Source organism: uncultured Winogradskyella sp. (assembly GCF_947498005.1).
In the GTDB taxonomy this organism is placed as follows: Bacteria; Bacteroidota; Bacteroidia; order Flavobacteriales; family Flavobacteriaceae; genus Winogradskyella.
Genome location: NZ_CANMIW010000001.1, coordinates 451,595 through 474,883 on the forward strand (window position 1 = coordinate 451,595; position 23,289 = coordinate 474,883).

The window sequence follows — 23,289 nt, forward strand, 5'->3', positions numbered from 1 at the left end:
AACCCTCTCTATAAATAGAAAGGGTTTAATCCAATATATAATTAGCTCAATTATAATTTCAATTTTAAAGAATCTACGGCGTGGAAGAAGAAGTCTTTTTCATCGTTCATAGATACAAATAAACCATTCGGGAATTTTTTTCCTAAACTCGTTGTGACAATATCACAACCATCAGTTTCAATAGTACCTAAGTTTAAGGTTTTAACAAAGCTATTATCACTTCGTTTAAAAAAATTAAAAGTATGGTCTTGTTGATTAGATATAATAATATAACCTTTTTCATTTGGGTAGGCTGCAATGGCAATACCTTCAATATCATCTTTAAAAAATTCGCCACCAAATAATGCTATTTCTTCATTTCCCATTTGAGGGTCAGCGTAATATTTTCTAACACCAACACCTTCATCTGAATAATAGAGAAAACCTAATTCATCATCTACAGCAATCGCTTCTATTTCTTTTGTACCACTAAATTTACCAACTTTTCTTAAAAGTTTTGCATGTACACCTGTAGAATCTGAAACTAAACCATACTGATAAAGATAACCTTCTGTTGGTCCAGATTTTCTGCTTACAAAAGCCGAAATATTACCCGTTTTTGGGTTTTTAAACAATGAAATTCCCATTGGTCTTTTATATTCTACATTGGTTTCATCTGTAAATACTTTGAAACCATTGTTATCTAAAGGTTTCATATCTGGAATAGCATACAAACGTATTTGATTTTTTTCGCGCTCTGTAAACATTAAGATATCTGTTGTTGTAGAATCATTGAGTTTAAAGCCGTATTCTACATCAACATTATTTGGGTAACTGATGCCAGTTATGCTTTTATCCTTTATTATTTTTCCGTCTAAATCAAAGGCGTAAATTCCGCCATTAACGTCATCTTTATCTGTACCAAAAACAATGCTTTCCTCTGGGTTTTTACTGTTAACCCAAATTGCAGGATCATCACTATCGTGTGGTAACTTTTCTGTTACCAACGTTGGTGCAATTACTGGTAGCTTGTTTCCGCAAGACACTAATGTTATGGTAAAAATGCCTAATAATAATACTTTCTTCATCATTTTACTTTTTAAACAAATCATATTTTAATCCAAAAGTTAAACGCTTCTCGTAATATTCCATTTGCATAGTTCTGCTTGCTACACCTTGGTAATAACGTAAGGGCTGATTAGTAATATTATTAATGTTTAGGTATAAACTTAGGTTTTTGTTAAGTGCAACGTTAGCTGTTAAGTCTAAGAAAAATTGCTCATCGTAGTATCTATCTTCAAAAGCATTACCACCTATTTCATCGATATAAGCATCAGAGTAGTTACCAGATAAACGTATGCTAAATTTCTTAGCTGCATAACCTAATGATGCATTAAACATGTTAGGAGCTGTTTGTGGTAAATCTAAATCTGTACGTTCTTCACCATCTTCGTTTCTTATACCATCAGTGCTCGATGTTAAGTATGTATAATTAAGGTAAACACTAAAGTTTTTTGCAAAACCAGGAAGAAAATCTAAACGACGTTGAAATGAAAATTCAGCACCAAAAACAGAAGCTTCATCACCATTTAAGGGTTGGTAAACCTCATAGCCATTTTCATCTTCGGTTTGAAACGTATAAACAAAATCTTGGAGGTCTTTATAAAATAAACCACCAGAAATAATACCAACAGATTTAAAATAATGCTCTGCCATAATATCAAAGTTCATTGATGTTGTTGGGTCTAATTCTGAGTTTCCTAAATAGATTTCTTCGTCTTCGTTATTTATTTCACGGTAAGGTACTAAATCTACATAATTAGGTCTTGCCAATGTGTTTGTCCAAGCAAATCTTAAGATAGTATTATTTGAAACATTGTACTTTAGATGTAAGCCAGGTAATATATTAGTATAAGAATTGCTTTCTTTAACAACATTAATTCCTGAGATATCACCATCTGTATCAAATTCTAGCTCATTTCCTTCACTATCAATAGACGTATGTTCTAATCTTACACCAGCTAAAACACTAAATTTATCTGATAAATTTTGATTAAGCATTGCATAACTTGCGTATACATTTTCGTCAACATCAAAATTTGCTGTAATGTATTCTTCTGGTAAATCTTCACCATCAAAAAGGTCGGTATCATTTAGATTTAAACTTCCTAAAAATTCAGTATCAACAAAATTTCCAATTTGATATTGGCTGCCAGCAAGGAAATCTGAGTCGGAATAATCGCGAGTAGGAATTGAGCCTAAAATCTCTAAAGCTCCAGATTCATCACTATATTCTGTAAAATTATTATTTCTGTTTTTGTTTTTTAGTCTGGCTTTTGCTCCAATTTTTAAAATTCCATCTTCACCATTGATAATAGATAATGGTATTTGAGCATTAACCGAAATGTTATAGTCTTTTTCTTCTGTATATTGATTTTCTTCGGATAATTCACCAAATTCAAAATCTTCAAAATTCCCTTCTCCACTTAATGGTGTATATAGTGGTTTGTCTTCGTTATTATTAAACGCAACACTATATTCACTTTCATATTCAATATATCTTTCGTTTAAACGCTCTTCTGATGCTTTAGAGAACGATGCCATCCAATCGAATTGAACATTGCCTAATAAATGGTCGCCTCCTAAACTATAATTTTGCATTCTCTGGTCTTCTAGACGCGTATTTTTATTTCGGTCATTATCAATACCGCCTTTTGTTTGGCGTTTAGCTTCAACAAGAAAGCTGGTAAGGTTTCCATTAGCATCTACTGTAAAATCAGCTGCTCCTATATCCTCACCATCTAAAATTTCATGTTCTAAACGTAATCTGTTTTCTCTGTCGTCTCTCCAGTTATAAATAGATTTAAAATAGATACTATTATTGTCGTTTAATTTATAATCGAAATTTGCAGAAAAACTTCTTCTAATACGTTGCACTTTGTATTCTCTAATTTCAAATACATTAGCATAAGGGTTTACATCTACTTCTACTAAATTATCTTCGTCACCAGCATTATATTCAAATTCGTCTGTCCATTCTGCTTCCGCATTATGGCTACCAAAATCATTATCGTTTACAGAAGCAGATATTACCCAACCAAATTTGTCGTTTTTAGATCGATCACCAACCAAAAACGAACCGTTTAGTATTCTTTTGTCTGAGATAAAATTGATACCTGATCCAGCAGTTGCTGATAGACGAAAACCTTGAGGAGAAGTTTTAGTTATTAAATTAACCGAACCACCAAGAGCATCGGCATCCATATCTGGTGTAACTGCTTTATTTACTTCTATGGTTTGGATCATATCTGAAGGGATTAAATCCATCTGTACTTCTCTATTGTCGCCTTCTGCAGATGGAATTCTACTTCCATTAAGCGTTACAGAATTTAATTGAGGTGCTAACCCACGAATAACAATGGTACGAGCCTCTCCTTGATCTACTTGCATTGTAATACCAGGAATACGTTTTACAGCGTCACCAATATTTGCATCTGGAAATTTTCCTATTTGATCCGTTGAAACAATATTAGTAATGTTCAGTTTATTCTTTTGTGTATTAAGCGCTTTCGCTTGTCCACTTAATCCAAATCCAGAAATTAATACTTCATCTAATTCTGTATCTTCTGAGTTAAGTGTGAAATTTAAAACAGTTGTTGTATTGGCTACCACTGTAACTTCGTTAGTTACATCTGCATATCCTAAATATTTTACGGTTATGGTTTGTACACCTTCTGGTATATCTACAATTGTATACTTGCCGTTAAAATCTGATACGACACCTTTATTAGTAGAATCTACTACAAGAGTGGCCCCAGGAACGGTAAGTCCATTATGATCTGTAATAACACCTTGTACATTTCCAGTTTGGGAATAACTAAAAAAGGTTACTGTTATTAATAATAAAAGGGTAATGTAATGTTTCATTATTAGTTGGTTTTTGTTTTGTACAAAGCTATGTTTATACGACTTTTTGAACCTGAAGAATATGTTAACAAAAAGTAATAAAACCCTTTAAAATGGCTATATAAGAGAGCAACATTTACAATCTCATAACATGTAAAACATAAATAGGAAATATGTGTTATAAATTTTGAAGAAAGGACTGAAGATCGTCCTTAGAGTTAATTGGTAATTTTTTTCTGAGTCGATATCTAGCTATTCTCACACTATCTGGCGTAATATGTAAAATGTTTGCAATTTCTTTTGAAGATAAATTTAACCGAAGTAGCATTGCTAATCGCATTTCTGAAGATGACAACTTTACTGACGTTATTTGCTTGATGTTCTCAAAGAATTCTGGATGAATTTGACCAAAATATCCCATAAGTTCAGTCCATTCATTATGGTTTGCTAAATCAGTATCAATTTCTTTAATAAGCTCTTTTAATTTTGATTTAACAAGGTTAATATTCCTGTCTTTAAGTTTAAAAAGGGTTTTAGAAACATCAGATAATAATTTGTTTTTATGGGCAATAATTAAGCTGTAATTGGTTAGTGATGAAACTTTAGTTTCTATTTCTTTTTTTAAGGCAATTTCTTCAGCAGTCTTTTTATCTAAATCAACCTGAAGTAGTTGTTGTCTATATTCTAAAATTCGTTTTTCGTGTTTTCTTCTTTTTTTCCAATACAGAAAGGCAAGCGTTAACGCTAAAATTATAAATAGTGTACAAACTAGGATGATGTATTGTCGTACCTTATTTATTTGATTTTGTTTATTTAATAACTGTAATTGAGCCTCTTTTTTATTTACCTCATAAAGTACTTCCATTGTACTTACTACTTCAATATTTTTTCTTTTTAATTCTTGTTCGTTAACGACGCTTTGATTGTTGAGATATTCATAGGCACGCTTATAATCTCCTAACTCTGCATAAGTTCTAGATAAATCTTTGAGGGCACTTTCTAGTTGTGATTCATTTTTAGTGGTTTTAGAAAGTTTTAATGCTTGATTTGTATAACGAATTGCTTTATCAAAATTGCCTGTTTTTCTGTTGACGTCTCCTAAATTGTTAATTATATTAATACGAATATCAGAATTACAATAATTGGAAAAACGTTTTGCTTTTTTAAAATAGGACTTCGCTTTTTCGTAATGTTCTAAATCTTCATAAATGCTGCCAATGTTTTCGTTAGAAATGGCAAGGCCTGTACTATCTTTTAACAGTTTAAAAATAGATAAACTTTTGTTTTGATGCGTTAAGGCTAATTTGTAATCCTTCTGTTTTTCGGCTATACTTCCTAATAGTGCATGCACATTTGCTTTACCTTTAATATAGTTCAGCTCATTTGAAATTTCTAGACTTGCTAAAGTATGTTTTTTAGCTTCTTTATATTTTTTTAAATCTAAATTAATATTTGCCAATGCATTTTGAACATTAACAAGGGACGTATCTTTTTTAGTATAAGTCTTCTGAAAAGATTGATAGTTTTTAATGGCTTCGCTATATAAGCCTAATTGCTGAAAAAAATTACCAAGCTTAATATAAGTGATTGCAATCTTAGTGGAGTCTTTAGATTTTTTAGCTATTTCTAATTCACTCTTTAATTGATAAAGTTTATCATTTATAGGATGAGAATCTTGGGCATAACTCAGTGCTATAAAAGTGAAAAAAACAAATAGGAAGGATTTTATTCTTAACAAGTTTGTCGCTTAATTTGGTTAAACAACAAATTAAGTGAGCGTATGTTAATCTAACATACTTTTTTTATAATCATATTGTTATTAAACACAAAAAAGCACCTAAAAAATAGGTACTTTTAAATTTGTTAAGAAATTATATTTCTTAAGCCTCAAAAGGCTCTATAGAAACGTAAGACTTGTTGTCTTTTTTCTTAGTAAATTTTACTAGACCGTCAACTTTAGCATGTAAAGTGTGATCTTTTCCTTGGTAAACGTTTTCACCTGGATGGTGTGTGTTACCACGTTGTCTTATGATAATGTTTCCAGCAATAGCAGCTTGTCCACCAAATATCTTAACGCCTAAACGTTTCGATTCTGATTCTCTACCATTCTTCGAACTACCAACTCCTTTTTTATGAGCCATGATCTTAAGGTTTTATATTGTTATACTTAAGTGATTTAGCAATTATGCTTTACCACCATCTAATTCGTCTTGCCATTTTTTAAGCTCATCCCACTTACCATCAGCAGCTAATTGAGCTTGTGCTGGCCATGTGTCTGTAACGTGATTTCCACGAACACCTGCAATGATTTCAGAAATTGCTTCTGGTGTAGCTTTAGCTAAATCAGAAAAAGTAGCGATACCTGCTTCTACTAACGTAGATGCGATTTTTGGTCCAATACCTTCAATTTTCTTTAAATCATCAGCTTTACCTGTAGCTTTTTTAGCTTTAGGAGCAGCAGCTTTCGCTTCTACTTTAGGTTCAGCTTTTTTAGTTTCTTTCTTTGGAGCAGCTTTTTTAGCTCCAGAAGTAGTAATACCTTCAATTACGATTTCAGTTAAAGATTGTCTGTGTCCATTTTTTACACGGTAACCTTTACGTCTTTTCTTTTTAAAGACTATTACTTTATCACCTTTAAGGTGACTTAAGACTTTAGCACTTACTTGTGCTCCGTCTATAGCTGGGGCGCCTACAGTTACATTGTTACCATCACCAATTAAAAGAACGTTATCGAAATCTACTTTCTTACCTTCTTCTGTTGCTAAACGGTTAACAAAAACTTTTTGGTCTTTTTCAACTTTGAATTGATGCCCTGCTATCTCTACAATTGCGTACATAGCGTAACGTTTTTATTAATTTGTTTATAATCAAATCACTTTCTTTCTCAGAAAGCGGATGCAAATATACTCCTATATTCTTAATATACAAACGTTTTTAGGCTTTTCAAGCTGTTTTTGGGTTAAAAATCACAGATACAAAAAGGTTAAATAAAAAAACCACGTGTATAATGTAGGGTTTTTACACATATTCTTAAAGAATGAGATAATCATTATGTATTTTTGTTTGGTTGCATGTAACAAATTACATCATGCAAAGACTAATCACTTAAAACATTTTAATTTAAACAAAACTACAATGAAAAACTATTTTATGGCTTTGGCTTCTTTGTTGTTTATTAGCCATCAGGCAATAGCGCAAAAGGTTGAATTTGAAGAATTTGATTTAGACAATGGCTTGCACGTTATTATGCACAAAGATAATACAGCGCCTGTTGTAATAACATCTGTAATGTATGATGTTGGAGGAAAAGATGGCAGCAGAGAACGAACAGGATTTGCTCACTTTTTTGAACACCTTTTATTCGAAGGTTCTGAAAATATAGAGCGTGGAGAATTTATGAAAATTATTCCTGCAAATGGCGGAACTTTTAATGCCAATACCAATAATGATAGAACATATTATTACGAAATATTTCCATCTAATAAGTTAGAATTAGGCTTATGGTTAGAGTCAGAGCGTATGCTTCACCCAGTAATTGACCAAGTTGGTGTAGATACTCAGAATGAAGTTGTAAAAGAGGAAAAGAGACAAAGTATGGACAATAGACCATATGGTGGTTTATTGAAAGCAATTGGGGAAAACCTTTTTAGTGAACATCCTTATAAAGATACTGTAATTGGTGAAATGGATCATTTAGATGCTGCAACTTTAGAAGAGTTTAATGCTTATTTTGATAAGTATTATGGACCAAACAATGCTGTATTAGTTGTTGCTGGTGATATAGATTACGCGAAGACCAAAGCAATGGTAATAGATTACTTTAGCGCTGTAAAGAAAAAACCAGAAGTAGTTCGTGATTTTAAAATGGAAGCGCCTATTACGGAAACTAAAAAGGCGGTGGCTTACGATAAAAATATTCAGATTCCTGCAATTATTGCAGCTTATAGATTACCTGGTCAGTCTACAAGAGAAGCCTATATTTTAGATATGATATCTAGTTATTTAAGTGGCGGAAAAAGTTCAGTGTTATACAAAAAATTAATTGATGAAAAGAAAGAAGCTTTAACTGTACAGGCGGTAAACTTAGGTCAAGTAGATTATAACATTTTTGCATTATTTGCATTACCATCAGGAGACGTTAGTTTAGAAACTTTATTAGCTGATATGGATGAAGAAATTGTAAAAATTCAGAATGAACTTATTAGCGAACGTGATTATAATAAGCTCTTAAATCAATTTGAAAATGATTTTGTTAATTCTAACTCTAGTGTAGCTGGTATAGCAGGTTCTTTAGCGAGTTATTATTTATTATATGGTGATGTAAATATCATTAATAATCAATTAGAGATTTACAGATCAATTACTAGAGAAGAAATACAGTCAGTGGCTAAAAAATATTTAAGCCCAAATCAGAGAGTAGAAGTACAATACCTTCCAAAAAAAGAAGATCAATAATATGAAAACAACATTAAGTATGAAAACTAAAATAGTAGCGTTTTTCGCATTATTTATTATAACTATTAGTGCAAGTGCACAGATAGATAGATCTCAGCCACCTGTTGCTGGTCCTGAACCAGAAATTACAATTGAAGAGCCTAAGGAATTTGAATTGAAGAATGGTTTAAAGGTATTGGTTGTAGAAAATCATAAGTTGCCTAAAGTAACATATTCTCTTAGAATAGATAATAAACCAATTGCCACAGGAGATAAAGCTGGTGTTGAGAGTTTATTAGGTAGTATGTTAGGTAACGGAACTACATCTATATCAAAAGATGAATTTAATGAAGAAGTAGACTTTTTAGGTGCAAATTTAAACTTTGGTTTTACTGGTGGTTATGCGAGTTCTTTAACAAAGTATTCAGATAGAATATTAGAATTGTTATCTGACGCAGCTATTAATCCATTATTAACTGAAGAAGAATTTGAAAAAGAAAAAGTTAAATTACTAGAAGGATTAAAAAGTGAGGAAAAAAGCTCAGATGCCATAGCTGGTAGAGTAGGATCGGCTTTATCTTATGGTAAAAAACATCCATATGGTGAGTTTGTAACAGAAGAAACTATTAATAATGTATCTTTTGGTGATGTTGTAGCTTTTTATGAAAAATATTTCAATCCAAATAGTGCTTATTTAGTGGTTATTGGTGATGTTGAATATAAAGATGTAAAGAAGCAAGTAAAAAAATACTTTAAGGATTGGACGAAGTCTGTTGATGTAAATTCTGTAGTACCAAATCCTAGTCCTAATGTTCAGTACACACAAATTAATTTTGTTGATGTACCAGATGCAACACAATCTAACCTTTCTATTACTAACAATGTAAAATTAAAAATGAGTGATGACGATTATCACGCGGCTTTAATTACAAATAATATCTTAGGTGGTGGTGGAGAAGGCTACTTATTTAAGAACCTAAGAGAAGATAAGGGTTATACTTATGGTGCTTATTCTAGATTAGGAAATAGTAGATATGGTGCATCTCGTTTTAATGCTACAGCAAAAGTAAGAAATGAAGTTACTGATAGTGCTGTGGTTGAAGCCTTAAAAGAAATAAAAAGGATTAGAACAGAGCCTGTAGACGCACAACTTTTAAAAGATGCTAAACAAAAGTATATTGGAAATTTTGTAATGGCATTAGAGCGTCCACAAACTATAGCTGATTATGCTTTAAACATTAAATTAAATAACTTACCGCAGGATTTTTATTCTACATATCTTCAAAAAATTAAAGATGTATCTGTAGAAGACATCATGCGTGTCGCTAATAAATACTTTCAAGCAGATAACTTAAGAATTATTGTTGTTGGTAATGGGTCTGAAGTATTAGAAAATTTAGAGAAGACAGAAATACCTATTAAATATTTCGATAAATATGCTAATGCTACAAAAAAGCCAAAATTCGAAGTTAAATTACCAGAAGGTGTAAACGTAAGTTCTGTATTAAATAAATATTTTGATGCTATCGGTGGAAAAGATAAGATTGAAGCTTTAAATTCAATTTTACTGAAGTACGAAGCAAGTGTACAAGGTTCTGCCGTAATAAGTGAAGAAAAGAGAATGAGTGGTAAACTTTCGCAGACGTTATATATGAATGGAAACCCTATGATGGCCATCTTAGCGACACAAGATGCTGTTACAATTAATAAAAATCCACTTCCTCCAGGAATGGCAAATGATATGAAACAATTAGGTGGTTTGATAACTGAATTAAATCTATTAAATTCTGAAACAGCTAAAATAACAGGTGTGGAGAAAGTTGATGGTAAGGAAGCTTACAAAGTGCAGTTTCCAGGTGAAGCAGTTTCATTAACATTTTTCTACGATGTAGAATCGGGATTAAAAGTGAAAGAGATTCAAACAACGTCTATGCAAGGACAATCTCAATCTCAAGAAACGTTTTTAAAAGACTACCAAGAATTTGAAGGGATTAAATTTCCAGGTACAAGAGAAGGTTCTCAAATGGGACAATTGGTTGTTTTTAAGCTCTTAGAAGCTAAGTTAAACGAAGGTGTTACTGATGCAGATTTTAATTAAGAATACCAATTGTTAAATATCTAAAAACCGAAGTGAAAGCTTCGGTTTTTTTATGCTTTTTTTCTATTTGCTAAATAGACTCCAAAAAGAATAAGTAGTGATGCCAATAACTGAATACTATTGAAAGATTCTCCGTCTAATACACCCCAAACTAAAGCTACAATGGGCATTATATAAGTTACGGAAGATGCAAATACAGGTGTTGACATTTGTACTAACCTAAAGAATAATATTTTAGCTAATGCAGTGCCAAATACTGATAAAATAGTAATGTACATCAATGCTTCAGGTAAAGCAGGATTTTTAAAGTTCTCAATAGTAAAAAAATCACTAAATATTAGAACAATAAGCGCCGGAATTACAATAAATACATAATTGCCTGTAGCTATTGCTAGAGGTTTTACATCTTGAAGATAGCGTTTAATAATGTTTACATTGGCTGCATACATTAGTGTAGACGCTATTATATAGCCAGCATATAGATAATTTTGATCAGGATTAAGTTCAGAGCCTTTTAATATTAAAATAGCAGTACCAATAAAACCTATTATGACACCTAATACTTGTCGTTTGTTAGATGCTATTTTAAACACAGCAAAACCCAATAATATGGTGTTAAGTGGCACAAGTGAGTTTAATATAGAAGTTACTGCACTGTCAATTTCTGTCTCTGCTATGGCAAAGAAAAAGGCAGGAATAAATGAGCCTAATAATCCTGATAGTAAAAGCCATTTCCATTTAGATTTGTGTATGGTTTTTAGCTTTTTGTATCCAAAAGCGAGTAAAAGAATCCCTGTAAATAACGTTCTAAGGGCACCAATTTGGTACGGAGTTAATCCAATTAACGATTTTTTTATTAAGATGAATGAGCTTCCCCAAATAATAGAAAGCACTAATAAATATATCCACTTAACGTTTAAATTTTTCATAGTAAGGGTTACTCAATTAATCACAAAATTCGTTAATTATCTCACAAGATTCGTCATTATTTATTAGTTTTAACCAAAATAATAATAGTTTAATTCTATGAATACATTTAAGACAATAAGTTTGGTTGCTATAATAGCATTGGTTTTTACATCATGTAAAAATGAATCTGAACCAGAAGTTATCACTGCAGGTATTGAAGTTTCTGAAAAGGATGTCGCTCAATCATTAGATCCTAATGCAACTTACGCAAAAGTAGAGTTTGGTATTGAAGGTATGACTTGTGCGATGGGTTGTGCTAAAACCATTGAAAAGAAAATGGCTAAAATGGAAGGTGTAAAATCTGCTAAAGTAGATTTTGATAAGCGTTTAGCTATGGTAGAGTATGATGATGCTAAGGTTACTCCTAAATCTTTAGAAGAAACTGTAGGTAAGGTTTCAAAGACATATATAGTAAAAGACATGCAGAAAGTAGAGTCTTTTGGTAGTGAGAAAAAATCATGTTGTGCAGATAAGACTGAAGCTGAAAAGAAGGCTTGTAAAGAAAAATGCGCTAATAAAACAGAAGTAGAAAAGAAAGCTTGTAAGGAAGATTGCAAAGAGAAGTGCTGCAGTGAAGTAAAGAAAGCTAAATAAAATTAGTGTAAAATATCCATAAAAAAAAGGCTGCCAATTTGGTAGCTTTTTTTTATTAAAGTGTTGTTAGAATTTTACACTTGCAAAAGAATAAAGGTAATTAAATAACATGCTATTGGAACTAACCATAAGACGAGTATAGATGTTTTTACCCGCTTAGATTTTGCATTTAAAATGGTTCTTTTCTTTCCATTATAACGCATCCAATTTTTAAATACAATAAATAGAGCTACAATAGTTAGTATTGCCCAAAACTTAGTATTAGACATTATTTGCATTTTCATTTGTTTCGCAAATGCCATAAAAAATGCAGACAACGCTAGAATGATAGATATCTCAAGGAGATTAATGTAAATTAAGGCAATCTTTAAGCTGTTTTTACCAAGCGTTTTCTTGTAGTAATTAAAGATTGTAATGTATAAGGTATCTAACATGTAAGAATAAATTGTGAAATAAAAAACCTGCCAATTTATGTTAGCAGGTTTTTTGATTAAAAATATTAATTTTAAATATTATTGTGCTATCACTTTTACATTGTCTATTTCGTAAGTTGCAGAACCAGACGTTGTAGAGGTATATTTAAAAGCGATATATAAATTTTCTCCTGCTGCTGCAGATACGTCTATCTCTCCAGAATCTGTCCAGTTCCAACTACCAGAAGATAAAGTTGCAGAAAGTGGTGTCCAAGATCCACTATCATTAGGGTTTCCACCAGCATAATCAGTAGACATATATACTTCTAATACAGGGCCAGTATAATTCATTGCAGTTTGAAACGTTAATACAGCACCACCAACTGAAGATAAATCAATTGCAGGTGTAATTAACCAGTCTTCATTGTTTTGGTTAGAACCAGCATATCCAGACATTGCTGCACACTTTCCTGGGTTACCGTAAGTGTTTGGAGACCAAACTTGAGCACCAGTTACGCTATAATTAGTCCATGTTAAAAAATCAGTTTCAAATGCTTCAACAAATAAAGGATCACAACGAACACCATCCATAACAACATCGTCAGTAGTGTTAAGTTGTAATACTAAATCGTATCCATCATAAGTTTTGTTGATAATTCCAGCAATAGAACCTTTTCCATCCGTTGGTAATGTAATGTCTTTAAAGTTAGCAAATGTGCTAGATTCCATTACAAACGTTGCAGATTCTCCACAGCTTTCAATAGGTCTAGAAGAATCGTAATCATCAGTTGGATCTACATAAGGTAAACCAGCTAATCCTACAGGAAACTGAACGTCAATTAACTTAACGTACATTCCTAAGTGAGATTCTGTAATTTCAGAAAGATTTAACTCTACAGGTGTAAGTGTTTCAGTTACGCTTGATCTAAAAAGGTGCGAAGGAATTTGATTTGCTGTCATTGCAAGAACGTCATTATCAAAATCATCAATTTTTCCTCCAATAGTAATTACATCATCACCAGTGTTAGTTTCACCAATTACTAAATCCTTCAAATAGATATAAACCTCTCTACCTTGGTTAAATTGGTTATATGTATCTGCCTGGTTTAATACAACTTTAAGTGTAGAAGTAGGATCTGAAGGACTATCTTGAATAAAGAATTCCTTATAAAAGTTTCCTGTTTCATCACTAGAAGATACATATCCTTTTACCATAATATCAGATGCTATTTCAATAGCTTCATACTGTACAGCTAAAGCCCTAACTTCTGTGATTGTTTTCATTTGAATTTCATCATCTTGTCCATTATCTACACGAGCTAAGAGTTCATTCAATGCTTCATTTTCTTCATTTCCTAAGCTAGTAGGAACATCATAATCGTCATCTTGTACACAAGATGTAATGGCAATTGATGCCATTAAAACTAACAGTAATTTAATCGTTTTATTCATAGCGTTTTTGTTTGTAATTTTTAAATTCATGAATGTTACACATTTCATAATTGTAATATTGTTTATTAATTTTTCTTTTTTTTAGAATCTAAGATACACATTTAAAAAATAGTTTGCGCCTCTACCATACCAATATTTAGAACCAAAGACTCTTGTGTCATTGCTAACGTCATCTCTAAGAGCTCTATAATCAGCTCTTCTTCCTTGCTCAAATCCTCCTGTTTTGTATTCTTTGTCTAATAAATTACCTACACTAGCAAAGAATCCAATATACTTGTCTTTTATTTTCCAAGATTTACCACCTACTAAATTTATGACCATATAGCTAGCAAATTTTTCTTGTTTTAATAACTCGTCCGCTACTTCTGGATCATAGTCATTATAAGGTAAACCATCAACATCTGTGTAAAACTCAGTAGATCTAGATAAAGGACTAATGTCAATATAAGCATTATCAAAGAAGTTAGCTGTTGCTCCAAACCACCAGTAATCAGGATCTCTATATTCAAAACCTACAGAATAAGCTGTTTGTGGTCCACCAGCTACTTTATAGTTTTCTAAATTTGAAGTACTAACTACTCCAGATGTATTTACAGTGTCAGTTAAATTACCATTTTCATCTGTCTCACTAGTTGTAAAATCATCTGAGGTTGAAGTAACGTATAAATTTGGGTTGTTACTGTAAGTATATTGACCAACTGAAGCGGCACCTTTTAATTTAATTGTTGGTGTAACCTGTGCTTCAATCCCTAATTCTCCACCAAAATGTTCTTTGTTTACACCAGATAAAACCTCTTGAATAAAACCTGTTGTACTACCTTGAGTGAAAAAGAATGAAATCTCATTTGCATCTTCTAACGTCGTATAATAACCTGTTAATTTTGCTTTGACAATTGGAGATCTAAAGATATAACTCGCATCTACAGATGTAATTTTTTCTTCAGTGATATTAATGTTCGGATTGTCAACACCATTTATAGTACCTACATAATCATGACTCTCTCTAGAGTTTGTATACGTATTTCTAATTGAAGGTGCTTTAGTAATATAGCCTCCATTAAAGTTTAATAAGTGTTTACCAGTGATTTTGTAGGTGAAGCCGGCTTTAGCGCCTATACCTGTAAACTCTAATTTATCTCCTTTACCAAATGAATTATCGTATTCTACACCATCAATATATGAAATCTGGTTTTCATTCTTATATAGACCTTCACGTTGGTAATCCGTTTTTGTAATACTACCTGCTACAAAAAAGTCAATTTTATTGTATTTAAACTGAGCTTGAGCAAAACCTTTTAGTTCGTTTGCATAGATGTTATAGTTGTATCTAAATTTATCGCCTTCAAATGCAACTTGGTTTGGATTGTTTAAATCAAATTGATTTTGGCTAAATGAATCTACATTCAATGCTCCTGTTGTGCTTCCTAATAAATCAATGATTTGAGCAAAATTTTCAGAATCTAACCTCTTGTAATTAATACCTCCATTTAAAAGTATATTATCATTTAACTCTGTGTTGAAAATGGTGTTTAACGTTAATTGTTTATCGTCATTTCTGTCTTCATATAATACATATGCAGCGCTTGCTCCAGAAATATTGTTAGTTAAATTAGCATCAATAATTCTTTCCCAATCTATTTGACCGTCATTAATAAACTCTTGTTGAGCTTCATATGCACCTGCTAAATCATCATCTTCTAAAAAGTAACTTGGTAGGTTTTGGTAATATGCCGGACTTGGATTTACGCCACCAGCATAATCTAATCGGCTATTTCCTATTTTTCCAAATTGGTAACCAACATTAGTATTTAAAGTTGTTTTACTATTAATATCCCAATAATGATTTAACATTAAAATTGGTTCTTCAACTTCTTTAATACGTGAGTTTCGTTGTTCACCATCTAAATTACCCCAAAATTCGTTGTATTTAATTCCTTTAAGGTCGTAAACTTCTTGCGTGTTTGCAGAAGATTTACCTCTTCTATTTGGTGTGTATATAGATGTGAAGTTAATGCTATGCTTGTCGTTAATTTTCTTTTCAACTGACCCAAAAAACGAGTTAGAGTCATATAAGGTAGCATCTTGGTAACCTTCTTCTCCCCAACGTCTACCTACCATAAAAGCATAAGACCAGCCGCCTTCCATTAAGCCAGAAGCATAACTAACCATAGCTCTGTTTGTGTAGCTTCGGTTTGAAGAAGAATAGGTAATACGACTTCCTTTTCTGTAACTAGATGCTCTTGTAATGATATTAGACGTTCCTAAAATACCTCCAAAGTTATATTCTGAAGCCGATAAGCCAGTAGCTAATACTTGGTTACGCATCATATCATTTAATCCGCCCCAATTACTCCATTGAGGTCTACCATTATACATCTTGTTCATTTCAATTCCGTTCATTAAAACAGAACTATTATCTGAATCTAAACCTCTAATTCTAAAAAATGAAGAGCTAAATTCAAAAGCCGCAGTTCTTTGAAAAACATCTAATGAAGAAGACAATAAACCAGAAATGTTATCTGCTCCACTTGTATCATCGTTTAATTCATCGTCTGATAAAGTGATAGTAAATAAATCTTGCGCTCCAGTAATATCTATCTCTAAAGTCATGTCGGTAATATTTACAACACCACCTTCATTAACAATAATAGGATAACGCTTTGTTTCGTAACCTGTTTTAGAGATTTTAAGAACTTGTTCTCCCAATGGTACATTGCTTGAAAAAATAAATTCACCCAATCCATCTGTTAAAGTGGATTGTTGAGTTTCTTCAATTGTAATTGTTACATCCGGAATTGGTTCAAAAGACACAGCGTCTTTAACACTACCTTTTATAATGGTATTCTGAGCCATCATTGTGAAGGAAGAGAAAATTCCAAATAATAAAATAATTAAACTTCTTTTCATACTTAATTTTAAAGTTAATAGTCTTTGTAGATTAAAAAATAGTTATTTAAGGCGTGCAAATTTACATTATTTATAATAAATATATACTTTTGGCTTAAGATTTGTAACGTTATTAATGTTAACATAACATACGCTAAATGAAAAAATTAAAACTAGGATTACTTGTGCTATCTGTTATAGCATTTGTTAATTTAAATGCTCAAGAAAAAAAGAAGTTTAAAATTCACACGGTAGCTTTCTATAATTTAGAGAACCTTTTTGATACTATTAATGACCCTACAAAATATGATGAAGCAAGTCCTATAATGGAAATGAATGAATCATTGCGTGGAGAGGTTTACAAGAATAAAGTTAAAAACATGGCGAGAGTGGTTGCTGATATTGGCTCTGACGCTACAGGAAATACACCTGCAATAATTGGGGTTTCTGAAGTTGAAAATAGACAAGTTCTTATGGATTTGGTTAATGACCCTCAGTTATTAGATAAAGATTATGGAATTATTCATTATGAATCGCCAGATAAACGAGGTATTGATGTCGCATTACTTTATCAAAAAGCGCTTTTTACACCTATAGAGACGAGTTCTCATGAACTTCTTATATATGATGACTTAACACGAAAACGTGTTTTTACTAGAGATCAGTTACTGGTTTCAGGTAAGTTAGAAGGTGACTTAATGCATATTATAGTAAATCACTGGCCATCTAGAAGTGGTGGAGAGGCACGTAGTAGATCTAAAAGGGTTGGTGCTGCAAAGCTAAATAAAAGAATTATGGATTCATTACAATCTATAGATCCTTACGCTAAGATAATTACAATGGGTGATTATAATGATGACCCAACAAATGCAAGTTTCAAAAAAGCGCTTAAAACCACAGCAGATAAGAAAAAAGTTCCACTTAAAGGGATCTATAATCCGTTTGAGAACCAATATAAGAAACAAGGATTAGGAACAACAGGATATAGAGATGCTTGGAGTTTATTTGATCAGGTATTAGTAACAAAACCTTTTTTAGATAAAGATTATTCTTCATTTCGTTATTACAAGTCAGGAATATTTAATAAACACTATTTAAGCAACAAACATGGCAGATACAAAGGATATCCATTAAGAAGTTTTGCAGATGGTGGATTTACCGATGGCTTTAGTGATCATTTTCCAGTTTATATTTATTTAGTAAAAGAAGCTGAGGAAACTAAACCTGTAGAGAAAATGGAAACTGAGACAAAAAATTAATAGTCTCACGTAATAAAAAAGCGTCTAGAATTTAATTCTAGACGCTTTTTTATGCGGTTTCGTTAAATTCTAAAACCAAATACTCCAAGGGATTTTTGCTAAAACTAATACTAAAGCTATAGTATAAAAAATAGCTAACATTTTAAATTTTGGTTTAGAAGTCAGTTTCTTTTTGTGTTTAGAATAGCCTATAGTTACTAATGTCACAGCAATTATCATTGTTAATGGATGCTCAATAATTAAGTTTCTTAATGCTGAGTTTTTCATTACTTCACCCATACCACCTACTTGTTCTATAGTAGAGAAATAGCCTTTTGTGAAATATAAAATAATACCTAAAAGTAGTTGAATATGCATTGTTATAAGTGCAAACAAAGAAATTCTAAAATCTTTGGCATCAAACTCTTTGTCTCCAAAAAACTTAATGAGTGCATTGATTGTGGCAAGTACTAAAACGATTAGAACTAAATAAGCCCATTTTGAATGTAAAAATTGAAGTGTTTCCATAAAGAATAAGTTGATTGATTTCTGCAAAAGTAGTAATTTGAAAGCTAACACGTTTATTTGGAAATTGTAATTTTATGTTTCAAACTATTTCCTAATTCGTCCATTACTGTAATTACGTGCTCTCCTGAGGTTGGTAAAACAGCCATATCATGAATGTCTTTAGTGCTGCCAATATACTCACTGTCAATGTACCAGTAAATTTCTAATTCTGGTTTTGAGTGGGCTACTTTAAGTATTAAATCGTTCACTTTTCCGTTAAAATCTTTAGGCAAATAAATAGTACTTTGCTGATTTGGGTATATAAATTCCATGGAAACATCTACAGACGTTGCACAATCTGCTCTAAATGGTGGCAAAGGTTTATAGAATGGATTCTTATTTTTGAAATAATGGGCTTGTAAAGGTGGTAATACAAACCATGATTTGGTATTAATTTGTGAAACAGGTTCACAAGAGGAATTTAGCTGAAATTGCTCAGTAGCATCTACATGTATAATTTTATGATAAGGGCAAGGTTCTGTTTTTTTTCCACTAGTTTGTATAAATCGTAATTCAGTATCATCACAAATTGAAGAGGCTCTATAGCCACTTTTTTTACAAATGTCTACTTCTAACATTTCGTCATATGGTTGTGCAAACCAATTGGTTTTTGGTAGCAAATCAAAAACATCAAACAGAACTGGTGCTGCGGTTTGTACACCAACTAAACCAGGACGTCCCTCACCATCAGCATTCCCAACCCAAACACCAACGACGTAATCTTTTGTTGTGCCAATTGCCCATGCATCTCTAAAACCAAAGCTGGTGCCTGTTTTCCATGCAATTTCTTGAGAAGAATCATAATATTCCCAGCTTTCATCACTTTCTGGTCGATTAACCTGTTTCATGCTTTCAAAAGTGAGATATATAGATGCAGCATCAAAAACATCTTTTTGAGTGGTTTGTTTTCCTAAGTCAATAGTATTATTTGAATTGTAAATCGGTTGGCAAAATTCATTTGTAAAATACTGACTAGAATTGTCATTAAAGTGATTCAAAGTCGAAGCCATTGCAGCATAACTTTTACATAAATCCCAAAGATTACTTTCTGCGCCACCAAGAACTAGAGATAAACCATAATGATTAGCGTTGTATTTTAAATCTTTTAGTTTTAATGCTTTTAGATAATGATAAAACCGATCTAGACCAAATTCTTGTAGCATCCTCACTATAGGGACATTAAGTGAACGGGATAAAGCTTCGTTTGCAAAAACGGCACCATCATAAGATTGATTATAATTCTCGGGTTGATAGCTACCAAACTGTGTTGGCACATCCGCAACTAAAGTATTTGGTAATAAATCGCCAGCATCTAGCATTGCTGCGTATAAAAATGGTTTTAAAATACTACCAGTACTTCGAGGTTTGTCTATAATATCTACACTTTTTTGATGCGCATTATCTGTAGGAGAATTACCTATATACGTCAATACTTTTCTAGTTTTTACATCTAATACTAAAACAGACATGTTATAAATTTCATTTTGCTTTAGTAGATTATAATGTTGCTTTACTATGGTATTAGCTTGTTCTTGTAACGCTATATTTATAGTTGTCTTAATACGTTTTCCTCTACTGTCTTTTGCTACTTTTTGCAATAGGTGTGGTGCAATTTGTGGTAATGGATATGGTTTTTGTGGTAAACCTTCTGCAATGGAAAGCTCATAAGTAAGCTCGTCAATTGTGCCATTATTGTATATTTTTTTTAACAATCGATTGCGTTTGTCTAACAAGTGTTTTTGGTTTTTTCCAGGATAAATTAAACTCGGTGCATTAGGTAAAACAGCTAAAGTGGCACTTTCTGCCCAAGATAAGTTTGAGGCATTTCTATTAAAGTAACGCCAAGATGCCGCGTCTATCCCAACGACGTTTCCTCCAAATGGAGCATGACTTGCGTATAAGTTTAAAATTTCTTCTTTTGATAATTTAAACTCTAATCGCGTGGCTAAAATAATTTCCTTTACCTTTTCTAAGTATGTACGCGATTGTCCTTTTCTCGAAAGTCTAATAACTTGTTGCGTTAATGTGCTGCCACCTCTTTTTACAGAACCAGAACTGATATTACCTTTTATAGCCTTAAATATTGAAACTGGATTAAAACCAGGATGTTTGTAGAAATATTCATCTTCAAATTGAAGAATACAAGTTTTAAATTTTTCTGGTATACTGTCATTTGCAGGAAAACGCCATTGACCATCATCTGCAATCAATGCACCTAATAATTCATTTGACTCGCTAGTTATTACAGTTGCCGTTGGATCTTTAAATAATTGTTGAGGTAAACAGAAATAATAGGATACAATGAAGACTAAAACCACTACAGATTTAATCTTATTTTGTTTAAAGTATCTTATTAACCTATACATAACCTATACAATTGTAGTTTTTACTTTTATTTAGAAGAAAAATGAATTTTGTTAGACAAAGTTATCTATATATTTATACGTGAGAAAATCATTTATAAGTCTTAAGGTAGTCATAATTTTTTGCATAATTTTTGCATTTAAAACTGCGAATGCACAATTAGGTTTTTGTCAAGGGAATTCAGGTGATCCAATTTTTACAGAAACATTTGGTACAGGAGCACAAAACATAGCTTTACCTGCAGGTACTACAACGTATTCATACGCTGGTAATCAAAATCCAAATGATGGATTTTATACAGTGTCTAGCACATCTAATTATTTCGATTGGTTTACTGTTACTGATCATACTGAAAATGATACGAACGGAAGAATGCTCATTGTTAATTCTAGTTTCTCAGCAGGAGAGTTTTACAAAACTACCATAAATGGACTTTGTGAAAATACGACATATGAATTTTCTTCGTGGCTCGTAAATTTAACACCTCCAAATGGTTTTTGTGGTGCAGGAGCTATTCCTATCAATGTAAGTTTTGAAATTTGGGATACTACAGAAACCACTCTTTTAGCTTCAGGTACTACTGGAAATATATTTGGAACAACTGCAACGGACTGGAATCAATATGCATTAGTTTTTCAATCTACAATAGGGCAAACATCAGTAGTGCTAAAAATGATTAATAATGCACCAGGAGGCTGCGGTAATGATTTGGCTATTGATGACATAGTATTTAAGAGTTGTGGCGATTCTATTGATGTTAACGATGGTACAAGCAGTAATTCTGTTACACTGTGTAGTACACAAACGCCTTATTCAGAAATTATTACCGCTGCACCAGACAATGTTGTATTTAATGACCATTTTTATCAGTGGCAGTTCAGTACGGATAATCTTAATTGGGTTGACATTCCTAGTGAAACGAGTGCTTCAATTTCAGTTATTGACATTATAACAACAACGTATTATAGAGCTAAAGTAGCTGAATATCCTTCTAACTTAAATAATAATGATTGTATAACATTTTCCGATGTTTATGAAATCATTATTAATCAAGCACCACCTGAACCTGCAACAGAATGCTGGGAAACCGCAACCTTCAGTGATCTTACTTGTAGTTGGACGATAACAGGATCTCAACCTTTAGCACCAACAAATTTGGAGTGTTGGCAATCCGTTACCTTTAATAATTCTACTTGTGCTTGGGATGTAACTGGTGTGCAACCAGTAGAACCAACAACAGAATGCTGGGAATTAGCAACCTTTAATACAGTAAGTTGTGCTTGGGAAGTTTCAGGTACGCAACCAATACAACCAACAATAGAATGTTGGCAAACAACTACATTTAACAATATAACGTGTGTTTGGGATATAACAGGTGCTCAGCCTACTGAACCTATAAATTTAGAGTGTTGGCAGACGGCAGCTTTTGATGAAACCATTTGCGATTGGGAAATTACGGGAGAACAACCAGAAGAGCCAATTGTTGAATGTTGGCAAACAACTACATTTAACAATATAACGTGTGTTTGGGATATAACAGGTACTCAGCTTACTGAACCTACAAATTTAGAGTGTTGGCAATCTACAACCTTTAATGATTTAGTTTGCGAATGGGAAATTATAGGAGAGCAACCCAATGCACCTGTAGATTTATTTTGCTGGCAAACGACGGCTTTTAATTCATCTATATGTGAATGGGAAATACTAGGAGAACAACCATTAGTATACAGCGAAGAGTTTTTGTTTTTATGTGAAGATGAAACGATAGAAATAGAAGCTATTTCAACTATTGACAATCCGAGTTACTTATGGAGTTCTGGAGAAATAACGTCTTCTATTATAATTGATTCAGAGGGCATTTATACTGTTGAAGTAACAGATGGTTGCCTTACCGAAATTATAAATTTTAACGTTACATTAATTGAAATTCCACAAATTGAAAGTGTTAGTTCAGATGGAAGTTCTATTATTGTAAATCTTGTTAATGATGGAAATTATGAGTACTCTATTGATGGTGTAAATTATCAATACACTAATAGTTTTGGAAACGTACAAAGTGAATTATATACTATATACATAAAATCTAATAGTTGCGATTTTGTGGTCACTCAAGAGCATTTTCACTTTTATACTCAAAAATTTATAACGCCAAATGGCGATGGTATTAATGATCTTTTTATATTTAATGTAGCTCAGTATTTTGCTACTTCAGAGGTTTCAATTTTTGATCGTTATGGTAAGTTGTTGTACTCCGTAAAAAACAGTAATGGGTTTTGGGATGGAACTTTTAATAATGCTAAATTACCAACATCAGATTATTGGTATCGCATCGTTTTAGATGACAAAAAATATGTTGGTCATTTTACTTTAAAACGCTGATTTATTAAAA

The 23,289-nt window shown here is 32.1% G+C and carries 16 protein-coding genes; 5 read left to right on the forward strand and 11 right to left on the reverse strand.

The window, feature by feature from the left end; all coding sequences use genetic code 11:
- Positions 1-50: 50 nt before the first annotated feature.
- From Q0891_RS02000 to rplU, 5 genes are all read right to left on the reverse strand, one after another.
- Complete coding sequence (locus tag Q0891_RS02000; protein WP_299098388.1) at positions 51-1,067, reverse strand: phytase; 1,017 nt, start codon at positions 1,065-1,067, stop codon at positions 51-53.
- Positions 1,068-1,071: 4 nt separating this feature from the next.
- Positions 1,072-3,906 carry a TonB-dependent receptor gene (locus Q0891_RS02005; RefSeq protein ID WP_299098389.1) on the reverse strand — a complete coding sequence of 945 codons (2,835 nt, stop codon included), beginning with the start codon at positions 3,904-3,906 and terminating at the stop codon, positions 1,072-1,074.
- Positions 3,907-4,063: 157 nt separating this feature from the next.
- The gene (locus Q0891_RS02010; protein ID WP_299098390.1) at positions 4,064-5,623 is read right to left on the reverse strand and encodes a tetratricopeptide repeat protein; all 1,560 of its coding nucleotides are present in this window, start codon (positions 5,621-5,623) and stop codon (positions 4,064-4,066) included.
- Between the two features lie 142 nt (positions 5,624-5,765).
- Positions 5,766-6,026: a 50S ribosomal protein L27 gene (gene rpmA / locus Q0891_RS02015; RefSeq protein WP_013869859.1), complete on the reverse strand. Its 261-nt coding sequence runs from the start codon at positions 6,024-6,026 to the stop codon at positions 5,766-5,768.
- Positions 6,027-6,068: 42 nt separating this feature from the next.
- A complete protein-coding gene (gene rplU, locus Q0891_RS02020) occupies positions 6,069-6,722 on the reverse strand; it encodes a 50S ribosomal protein L21 (protein ID WP_299098391.1) in 654 nt (217 codons plus the stop codon).
- A 298-nt stretch (positions 6,723-7,020) separates the two neighbouring features.
- Between rplU and Q0891_RS02025 the strand changes: the two genes are divergently transcribed.
- Together Q0891_RS02025 and Q0891_RS02030 are read left to right on the forward strand one after the other, a co-directional pair.
- Positions 7,021-8,340 carry a pitrilysin family protein gene (locus Q0891_RS02025; RefSeq protein ID WP_299098392.1) on the forward strand — a complete coding sequence of 440 codons (1,320 nt, stop codon included), beginning with the start codon at positions 7,021-7,023 and terminating at the stop codon, positions 8,338-8,340.
- A gap of 19 nt (positions 8,341-8,359) precedes the next feature.
- The gene (locus Q0891_RS02030) at positions 8,360-10,417 is read left to right on the forward strand and encodes a pitrilysin family protein (protein WP_299098393.1); all 2,058 of its coding nucleotides are present in this window, start codon (positions 8,360-8,362) and stop codon (positions 10,415-10,417) included.
- Positions 10,418-10,467: 50 nt separating this feature from the next.
- Here the strand turns inward: Q0891_RS02030 and Q0891_RS02035 are convergent, their stop codons facing one another.
- Positions 10,468-11,346, reverse strand: coding sequence for an EamA family transporter (locus Q0891_RS02035; RefSeq protein ID WP_299098394.1), 879 nt, complete (start codon positions 11,344-11,346; stop codon positions 10,468-10,470).
- Positions 11,347-11,443: 97 nt separating this feature from the next.
- Here Q0891_RS02035 and Q0891_RS02040 point away from each other — a divergent pair, with 97 nt between their 5' ends.
- A complete protein-coding gene (locus Q0891_RS02040; RefSeq protein ID WP_299098395.1) occupies positions 11,444-11,980 on the forward strand; it encodes a heavy metal-associated domain-containing protein in 537 nt (178 codons plus the stop codon).
- Positions 11,981-12,054: 74 nt separating this feature from the next.
- On the opposite strand, the gene Q0891_RS02045 is transcribed toward Q0891_RS02040, so the two are convergent.
- The 3 genes from Q0891_RS02045 to Q0891_RS02055 all read right to left on the reverse strand — a co-directional run bounded on the left by Q0891_RS02045 (position 12,055) and on the right by Q0891_RS02055 (position 16,752).
- Entirely contained in the window at positions 12,055-12,414 is a 360-nt protein-coding gene (locus Q0891_RS02045; RefSeq protein WP_299098396.1) for a hypothetical protein, read from the reverse strand.
- Between the two features lie 78 nt (positions 12,415-12,492).
- Positions 12,493-13,845 carry a DUF5689 domain-containing protein gene (locus Q0891_RS02050; RefSeq protein WP_299098397.1) on the reverse strand — a complete coding sequence of 451 codons (1,353 nt, stop codon included), beginning with the start codon at positions 13,843-13,845 and terminating at the stop codon, positions 12,493-12,495.
- An 81-nt stretch (positions 13,846-13,926) separates the two neighbouring features.
- Positions 13,927-16,752, reverse strand: a complete 2,826-nt coding sequence (locus tag Q0891_RS02055) for a carboxypeptidase regulatory-like domain-containing protein (protein ID WP_299098398.1) — start codon at positions 16,750-16,752, stop codon at positions 13,927-13,929.
- 137 nt (positions 16,753-16,889) lie between these two features.
- Here Q0891_RS02055 and Q0891_RS02060 point away from each other — a divergent pair, with 137 nt between their 5' ends.
- Positions 16,890-17,990 (forward strand): endonuclease/exonuclease/phosphatase family protein, encoded by a 1,101-nt coding sequence (locus Q0891_RS02060; protein WP_299098399.1) that lies wholly within the window; start codon positions 16,890-16,892, stop codon positions 17,988-17,990.
- A 69-nt stretch (positions 17,991-18,059) separates the two neighbouring features.
- Here Q0891_RS02060 and Q0891_RS02065 read toward each other — a convergent pair whose 3' ends face one another.
- On the reverse strand, positions 18,060-18,497 hold the full coding sequence (locus Q0891_RS02065; protein WP_299098400.1) for a hypothetical protein: 438 nt from the start codon (positions 18,495-18,497) through the stop codon (positions 18,060-18,062).
- A 53-nt stretch (positions 18,498-18,550) separates the two neighbouring features.
- Entirely contained in the window at positions 18,551-20,902 is a 2,352-nt protein-coding gene (gene pbpC / locus Q0891_RS02070; protein WP_299098401.1) for a penicillin-binding protein 1C, read from the reverse strand.
- A 79-nt stretch (positions 20,903-20,981) separates the two neighbouring features.
- Here pbpC and Q0891_RS02075 point away from each other — a divergent pair, with 79 nt between their 5' ends.
- Positions 20,982-23,279: a T9SS type B sorting domain-containing protein gene (locus tag Q0891_RS02075; RefSeq protein ID WP_299098402.1), complete on the forward strand. Its 2,298-nt coding sequence runs from the start codon at positions 20,982-20,984 to the stop codon at positions 23,277-23,279.
- Positions 23,280-23,289: the final 10 nt, after the last annotated feature.